Below are 7,870 nucleotides of genomic sequence, written 5' to 3'. Positions count from 1 at the left end.
CTCAGGTACAGCCGGTCCGGCGGCAGCGGCTTGTAGATCGCCCCGCCGCCCGGATGCTCCATCGCCTCGCGGCGGGCCTCGTAGTAATCGAGGATCTGCTGGAAGCGCTCGCGCGCGGCGTCCTCGCCTTGCGGCTCGATCGCGACCGGCGCGCCGTCGAGATACTCGAACAGCGTGTCCATCCTTTCCTGGAACAGCGGCAACCAGTGTTCCATGCCGGGATGGCGGCGGCCCTCGGTGACGGCCTCGTAAAGCCCATCGTCGCGCTCGGGCGCGCCGAAGGCGGCGACATAGCCCATGCGGAAACGGCGGATGGTTTCCGTCACCAGCTGGAATTCCGAGACCGGCACGAGATCGAGCCCGCGCATGTCGAGCATGGTGCGCTGGGTTTCGGCATCGAAGCTGCGGATCGATTCCAGGGAATCGCCGAAGAAATCGAAGCGCACGGGCATGTCGAGCCCGGCCGGAAACAGGTCGAGGATGCCGCCGCGCACGGCATATTCGCCGGGCTCGCGCACAGTGGAGGAGCGGCTGTAGCCATTATGCTCGAGCCAGGCGACGATGGAATCCATCGGCACCACATTGCCCGGCGCGACCGACAGCGCCTGCGCCGCAACCACATCGCGCGAGGGCACGCGCTGCGTGATAGCGTTGACCGTCGTCAGCACGATCAGCGGCTTGTCGCTGCCGGTCAGCCGCGACAGCTTCGCCAGCGTGGTAAGGCGCTGCGCGAGGATGCCGCCATGCGGCGAGACGCGGTCATAGGGTTGGCAGTCCCAGGCCGGGAACTGCATGACCGGCAAGTCCGGCGCGAAGAACTCCAGCGAGCGCGCCAGCTGCTGCATGCGCGGTCCGTCGCGGCAGACCACGGCAAGGCTGACGGCCGGCGGATTCGGCCGCGCCGCGATGGCGCGCGCCAGATCCGACACGACGAGCCCTTCGGCGCCCTCGGCGACGTTGGCGAAGGTGAGCGCGCGGCCGGGTGCGAGCTGGACTGCGGGAGATTTGGCGGGCGGTTTCATACGTCCTGGTCCACCGCGCGAAATGCCTTGATGCGGTCGAACAGCGCGCTCGCATATTCCGGGGGCACGGCCGTGTCGCCAGTCATTGCCGCGTAGAGATCGGGATCCGGCGCATCGAGCAGCCGTTCGAGCGTGCCCAGCTCGTCGTCGGACAGGTTTGCAATCTCGGCGTCGGCGAAACGGCCGAGAATCAGGTCCATCTCACGGATGCCGCGACGCCAGCAGCGAAACAGCAACCGTTTACGGCGGTCATCGAGGTCCCCGCTCGATCGTGTCGTACCTGTCATTTCTCAATCCCAAGCCAAACGCCAAAAGCCCGGACGTGCCGGGCGGGGTTGATATAGCGAGACCGGGCGGCGATGTCAGCCCTTCCGCCCCTGGAATTATCCGGTTCAGATCGTCGTTGCCGGGCTTGACCCGGCAATCCATCCTCCGTTGAAGATGGATGCGCGGGGCAAGCCCGCGCGTGACGGATTGTGTACGCCGAGACATTCGATGCGCCCTGCCCTGCTCAATCCGCTGTTTGCGCCGGTCACGAGCCTTCCTGGCGTCGGGCCGAAGCAGGACAAGCTGCTGCGCTATCTGCTCGACCGCAGCGAGACGCCGCGCCTGGTCGACCTGCTGATGCATCTGCCGGCCAGCGTGATCGACCGCCGGGCGCGGCCCAAGATCCGCGACGCCTCGCCGGGAACCGTGGTGACCCTGGAGGTCACCGTCGATCGCCATCGCCCGCCGCCGCGCAACTCGCGCGCGCCCTACCTCGTATATGCCAGCGACGATACCGGCGACGTCGTGTTGACCTTCTTCCGCGCCAAGCCCGGCTATGTCGAAAAGCTGCTGCCGGTCGGCGCCAGGCGCTACGTCTCGGGTACGCTGCAGTTCTACGACGGCATGCCGCAGATGGTGCATCCGGACCGTATCGTAGACGAGGCCGCATTCGCACAACTCTCCGGCATCGATCCCGTCTATCCCCTGACCGAGGGCCTCGCGCTGGGTTCGTTGCGCCGGGCGGTCGGCCAGGCCCTGCTGAAGCTGCCGGCGCTGCCGGAATGGTCGAGCCCGGAGGTGATGCGGCGCTGCAAGTTTCCGCTCGTGGCGGAGGCTTTCCGGCGCGTGCACCAGCCGGTCGAGCCGACCGACATCCTGCCCGACGGCCCGTTCTGGTCGCGGCTCGCCTTCGACGAACTGCTCGCGGGCCAGCTGGCGCTGGCGCTGATCCGCGCGCAATTGCGGCGGCCGGCCGGCGACCGCAATGCCGGCGACGGCCACCTGCGCAACAAGATCATCGACGCGCTGCCCTATGCGCTGACGGCGTCGCAGCGGCAGGCCGTTGCCGCCATCACCGACGACCTGCGCCAGCCGGTGCGCATGCTGCGGCTGCTGCAGGGCGATGTCGGCTCCGGCAAGACTGTGGTGGCGCTGCTGGCGGCTGCCGCCGTCACCGAGGTCGGCAAGCAGGCGGCGCTGATGGCGCCGACCGAAATTCTGGCGCGGCAGCACATCAACACCATCGCGCCTCTCGCCGAGCGGGCGGGCCTGCGGGTTGCGATCCTGACCGGCCGCGAAAAAGGCAAGGAGCGCCGCGACATCCTGGCGCGCCTCGAGGCCGGCGAGATCGATCTTTTGGTCGGGACGCATGCGCTGATTCAGGACGACGTCGTCTACGGGACGCTGGCGCTGGCCGTCGTCGACGAGCAGCATCGCTTCGGTGTGCGCGAACGGCTTGCGCTGACCTCCAAGGGCGAAGCCGTGGACGTGCTGGTGCTCAGCGCGACGCCGATTCCGCGCACGCTGGTGCTGACCTATTTCGGCGACATGGACGTCTCCGAGCTGCGCGAGAAGCCGGCCGGCCGCCAGCCGATCGACACCCGCGCCGTGCCGCTCGGCAGGCTCGAGGAGGTCATGGACGGCGTCGGCCGGACGCTGAGATCGGGCAAGCGCGTCTACTGGATCTGCCCGCTGGTCGAGGAATCCGAGGCCGAGGGCACCGAGCATCTCACCAACGCGACCAGACGTTTCGAGAGCCTGCGGAAGCGATTCGGCGAGGCGGTCGGGCTTGTCCACGGCCAGATGAAGGGCGCCGACAAGGATCGCGTGATGGCGCAATTCGCCTCCGGCGAGATCGGCCTCCTCGTCGCCACCACCGTGGTGGAGGTGGGCGTCGACGTGCCCGCGGCCTCGATCATGGTGATCGAGAACGCCGAGCGCTTTGGCCTCGCGCAATTGCACCAGCTGCGCGGACGGATCGGGCGCGGCGCGGAAGCCTCGACCTGCCTTCTTCTCTACAAGGAGCCGCTCAACGACATGTCGAAGGCGCGGCTCAACGTGATCCGCGAGACGTCAGACGGTTTCCGCATCGCCGAGGAGGACCTCAAGCTGCGCGGCGAAGGCGACGTGCTCGGCGTGCGCCAGAGCGGCCTGCCCGGCTATCGCATCGCGCGTTCCGACGTCCACGGCCAGCTGATCGCGCAGGCGCGCGAGGAGGCACTGCGCATCATGAAGGACAACCCCAAACTCGCCGGCGAGCGCGGCGAAGCGCTGCGCTGCCTCCTTTACCTGTTCGAGCGCGACGAGGCCGTGCCCCTGATCGGCGCGGGGTAACTCTCGCGAAGATCGGCAATGCGGCGCCGGTAGTGTTCGGTGCCCTCGACGATCTTGTCGAGTAGCGCGTCCAGCGCCCAAAATTTCTCTTTGATGTCGAAAGTGACGGCGCGGCTGTCGGTGCAGTCGAAGGTGCCGAGGCGCTGATGATAGAGTTTTGCCAGTTTGGGATAACCCATCGGCTCGGCCATGGCGGAGAGCGCGAGGTAGACGGAAAGCTCATCCGCCAGCGCAGGTTCTGCGGCGTGCTCCGTCATCAGCCACTTGTAGAGATCGGGATGAAAGTTCGTGAACACGCCGGTGAAGCCGCGTGAGCCGGCCTTCATCGCATCGAAGGCGATCGCCGCATTGGCGTTGACGATGGCGAGCGGCCTGCCCTTCGTCAGCGCCACCCGGCGTTCGACGGTTTCGAGGTCGCAGGATACGTCCTTGAGGATGACGAAGCGGCCGGTCCGGGCGCAGAATGCGAGCTCCTCGTCAGTGAGCAGCCGGCGATAGGGTGCCGGGCACTCGTAGAGACCGAGCGGGATGGGCGCAGGGAGCCGGTCGAGCAGCCAGTTCAGATCGTCGATGAACTTGCTGCCGCCTTCTCTCCCGGCGTCGAGGCGGTTGGTGACGAGCACCATGCCGTCGACGCCGGTCGCGGCAATTGCCATCAACTCCGCAAGCTGGTCGTCGAGGCTCTCGCTGACGTGACCGGATGCGATCACCGGTACGCGGCCGGCTGCGGCTTTCTTGACGAACGCGGCGAGCGCGACGCGCTCGTCGAGCCTGAGAAACTGCATCTCGCTGGACTGGCAGACCGCAAACAGCGCGTCCGAGCCGTTGTCGATGTACCATTCCACCAGCCTCGCCACGCCGGGATAGTCGATCTCGCCGTTCGCGGTGAACGGCGTGATCATCACGGGAATGATGCCTTCGATTTTCCTGGTCATGCTTTTCAGTCTGCCGAGGCGATGGCGGACGCCCTACTCCACCTTCGCTGGCTGCGGCTGCCGCGCGCCCGCGTTGGCGATCTGCGCGGCGTGGGCCATGCCGGCGAGCGCGGCGATCTTCTTCTGCTGTTCGGAGCCGGGCTGCACCACGCCGGCGGACATGATCAGCGTCGCGGCGGCCTCGGCCGACAACTCGACCTCGATCACCCTGCTCTTCGGCACATAGAAGAAAAAGCCGGTGGTCGGGTTCGGCGAGCATGGCAGGAACACCGAGATGTGCTCTTCCTTGCCCGGCAGATGGCTCGATACCTCCTCGCTCGGCGGCTGCGAGATCAGCACGATCGACCACATGCCCGGCGCGGGAAATTCGACCAGGCCGACGCGGCGGAAGCTGTTGCCGTTGCCGGAGAACAGCGTCTCGAACACCTGCTTGAGGCTGCGATAGATCGCCCGCACCACGGGCATGCGGCCGAGCAGCCGCTCGCCCCAATCGACCAGCTTGCGGCCGACCAGATTGGCGGCGAGGAAGCCGAGCAGGGTCAGCGCGAACACCGCGATGATCAGGCCGGCGCCGGGCAGGCCGAACGGCAGGTAGGTTTCCGGCCGGTAGGCGACCGGCACGAACGGGCGGACCAGCCCGTCGACCCAGGTCACGAACCACCAGGTTAGATACAGGGTGATCGCGATCGGACCTGCGACAATCAGTCCGGTCAGGAAATAGTTGCGGAAGCGGGCCATAAGGCCCGGCGGGTGGCCCGGCGGGTGGCCCGGCTCCAGCTCGCCCGGGGCGACGGTCGGCGGCAGATCTTCGCGGTTCATGAGGTTCCAGGCAGGCCGGACGGGGCCTCTTCAGCACACCAGCTAAGCCATCCCGGCAGGTTTTTGAAGAGGCTAGCGTGACGCGCCCTACTCGACCGTGACCGATTTCGCCAGATTCCGGGGCTGGTCGACGTCGGTGCCCATGATGACGGCGGTATGGTAGGCGAGCAGCTGGACCGGAACGGCATAGACCATCGGCGTAAAGGCCGCCGCCATGTCGGGCAGCACGATCGTCACCAGCGACTCGATGGTGGCTTCCGCCGCCCCCTTGGCGTCCGTCATCAGGATGATCTTGCCGCCGCGCGCGGCGACCTCCTGCATGTTGGAGACGGTCTTCTCGAACACCCGGTCATGCGGCGCGATCACGACGACCGGCATGTTCTCGTCGATCAGCGCGATCGGCCCGTGCTTGAGCTCGCCGGCGGCATAGCCCTCGGCGTGGATGTAGGAGATTTCCTTCAGCTTCAGCGCGCCCTCCAGCGCCAGCGGATAGCTGGTGCCGCGGCCGAGATAGAGCACGTCCTTTGACTTTGCGATGTCGCGCGCGAGCTTTTCGATCTGCGGCTCTGACGTCAGCGCCGCCGCCATCAGCCGCGGCACCTCGACGAGGCCGTGCACCAGCCTGCTCTCGTCCTCGGCCGACAAATGGCCGCGCGCCGTCCCTGACGCAATCGACAGTGCCGCCAGGGTCATCAGCTGGCAGGTGAACGCCTTGGTGGAGGCAACGCCGATCTCGGGGCCGGCAACGGTCGGCAGCACCGTCTCGGCCTCGCGCGCGATGGTCGAGCTCGGCACGTTGACGACGGCGAGCGTATGGACGCCCTGCTCTTTCGCGTAGCGCAGCGCCGCCAGCGTGTCGGCGGTCTCGCCGGACTGCGAGATGAAGATGGCCAGATCGCCCTTGCGCAAGGGCACCTCGCGGTAGCGGAATTCGGAAGCGACGTCGATCTCGACCGGGACGCGGCCGAACCGCTCCAGCCAGTATTTGGCGACATAGCCGGCATAGCTCGCCGTGCCGCAGGCGACGATCGAGATGCGCTGGATATCCCTGAAGTCGAACGGCAGCTTGACCGGCATGGTCACCCGCTCGCTCGCCATGTCGACGTAGCGCGCCAGCGTATGGCCGACCACCTCCGGCTGCTCGTGGATTTCCTTGGCCATGAAGTGGCGGTAGTTCGCCTTGTCGACCAGCGAGGTCGCGGCCGAATGTTTGGTGAGCTCACGATTCACGATGGCATCGGTCTTGTCGTAGACGGTGGCGCCCTTGCGGGTCAGCACCACCCAGTCGCCGTCCTCGAGATAGGCGATGGTGTCGGTGAACGGGCCGAGCGCGATCGCGTCCGAGCCGAGATACATCTCGCCCTCGCCGTAGCCGATCGCGAGCGGCGGGCCGTTGCGCGCGCCGATCATCAGATCGCCTTCGCCGGCGAAGATGAAGCCGAGCGCGAACGCGCCGCGCAGCTGCGACAGCGCCGCCCGCACCGCCTCGACCGGTGTGAGGCCGCCCCTCAGCATGTCGTCGACGAGATGCAGCACGATCTCGGTGTCGGTCTCGGTCTTGAAGACCGTGCCCTTCTTCTCCAGCGCCTCGCGCAGCTCGCGGAAATTCTCGATGATGCCGTTGTGGACGACGGCGACGCGCTCGGTCGAATGCGGATGCGCGTTGTTCTCGGTCGGCCTGCCGTGGGTGGCCCAGCGGGTGTGGCCGATGCCGGTATGCCCGGCAAGCGGCCTTGCCTCGAGCCTGGCCTCCAGATTCTTCAATTTGCCTTCGGCGCGGCGGCGGTCGAGCTTCTTGCCCTCCAGCGTAGCGACGCCTGCGGAATCATAGCCGCGGTATTCCAGCCGCTTGAGCGAATCCACCAGCAGCTCCGCGACCGGAGCGCGTCCCAAAATGCCGACAATGCCGCACATGCGGTGTAAAACCCCAAAACGAAAGAAGAACGAGCGCGCGACTCTCTTAACGAAAATCGACCATCGAGAAACTCAATATTTGTTGCGCATTGAGACAGGGTTAAGTCGAAAGCTTAATGTCGGGCCGAAATGGCACGCGCTCTCGTTCCCGCGGCACGATTTTCGCCCGGGTTTTGCTGTTTCGTTGCACCCCCTTGAACAGAGGGCGCGGAGAAGGCCGGGCGCCGACTGCGCCCGCAGCACCGTGTGCAACGGTAGTGGGTAGAACGCACACGGATTTGACAGGTACAGCCAGGACATCCCGACCTTCCCCGCGCAATGGTTCTAAGACTTACTTCGTGCTCTCCCCGGTGAGCGGCCTTTTTTGTCACCGTTGCCGAGCCCGCACAGGCAGGCCGGATAGACGCCAGGGTCGCGGCGCCAGGACCACACGACTTCGCCGTCCGCAGCTAGCGTTTCGCCCGGTGACTTTATTTGAGCATGATCCTGATCGGAAAACCGGTCACCCACTTTTCCGGGATCATGCTGTCACCTGACGCAGCAAGCGGCCCATCGCAACCCGCACCACGTTTCGTGACG

5 protein-coding genes and 1 pseudogene are annotated in these 7,870 nt (G+C 66.4%); 1 reads left to right on the top strand and 5 read right to left on the bottom strand.

Annotated features, from left to right (window positions below; genetic code table 11):
* A pseudogene (locus ACT4OC_RS32155) lies at window positions 1–1,022 on the bottom strand (transcription-repair coupling factor); the annotation flags it as partial.
* Entirely contained in the window at window positions 1,019–1,309 is a 291-nt protein-coding gene (locus ACT4OC_RS32150) for an FAD assembly factor SdhE (RefSeq protein WP_444843096.1), read from the bottom strand. The pseudogene ACT4OC_RS32155 and the gene ACT4OC_RS32150, both read right to left, overlap by 4 nt.
* A 208-nt stretch (window positions 1,310–1,517) precedes the next feature.
* Between ACT4OC_RS32150 and recG the strand changes: the two genes are divergently transcribed.
* Window positions 1,518–3,623 carry an ATP-dependent DNA helicase RecG gene (gene recG / locus ACT4OC_RS32145; RefSeq protein ID WP_444843095.1) on the top strand — a complete coding sequence of 702 codons (2,106 nt, stop codon included), beginning with the start codon at window positions 1,518–1,520 and terminating at the stop codon, window positions 3,621–3,623.
* Here the strand turns inward: recG and ACT4OC_RS32140 are convergent.
* The 3 genes from ACT4OC_RS32140 to glmS form a co-directional block, all read right to left on the bottom strand.
* Entirely contained in the window at window positions 3,575–4,558 is a 984-nt protein-coding gene (locus tag ACT4OC_RS32140) for a dihydrodipicolinate synthase family protein (RefSeq protein WP_444843094.1), read from the bottom strand. The two genes, recG and ACT4OC_RS32140, sit on opposite strands and share 49 nt — an antisense overlap.
* A 33-nt stretch (window positions 4,559–4,591) precedes the next feature.
* The gene (locus tag ACT4OC_RS32135) at window positions 4,592–5,377 is read right to left on the bottom strand and encodes a DUF502 domain-containing protein (RefSeq protein WP_444843093.1); all 786 of its coding nucleotides are present in this window, start codon (window positions 5,375–5,377) and stop codon (window positions 4,592–4,594) included.
* Between the two features lie 87 nt (window positions 5,378–5,464).
* Entirely contained in the window at window positions 5,465–7,291 is a 1,827-nt protein-coding gene (gene glmS, locus ACT4OC_RS32130; protein WP_444843092.1) for a glutamine--fructose-6-phosphate transaminase (isomerizing), read from the bottom strand.
* Between the last annotated feature and the right edge of the window lie 579 nt (window positions 7,292–7,870).

This window comes from Bradyrhizobium sp. (assembly GCF_052389815.1).
Taxonomy (GTDB): Bacteria; Pseudomonadota; Alphaproteobacteria; order Rhizobiales; family Xanthobacteraceae; genus Bradyrhizobium.
The sequence above is the reverse complement of the archived record's forward strand: the minus strand, read 5'-3'. Positions and strand labels throughout refer to the sequence as shown.

What these genes read in the sequence shown, in the direction of transcription:
- ACT4OC_RS32150 (WP_444843096.1), bottom strand. Translation starts at nt 1,309, where the DNA reads ATGACAGGTACGACACGATCGAGCGGGGACCTCGATGACCGCCGTAAA.
- ACT4OC_RS32135 (WP_444843093.1), bottom strand. Translation starts at nt 5,377, where the DNA reads ATGAACCGCGAAGATCTGCCGCCGACCGTCGCCCCGGGCGAGCTGGAG.
- glmS (WP_444843092.1), bottom strand. Translation starts at nt 7,291, where the DNA reads ATGTGCGGCATTGTCGGCATTTTGGGACGCGCTCCGGTCGCGGAGCTG.
- ACT4OC_RS32140 (WP_444843094.1), bottom strand. Translation starts at nt 4,558, where the DNA reads ATGACCAGGAAAATCGAAGGCATCATTCCCGTGATGATCACGCCGTTC.
- recG (WP_444843095.1), top strand. Translation starts at nt 1,518, where the DNA reads ATGCGCCCTGCCCTGCTCAATCCGCTGTTTGCGCCGGTCACGAGCCTT.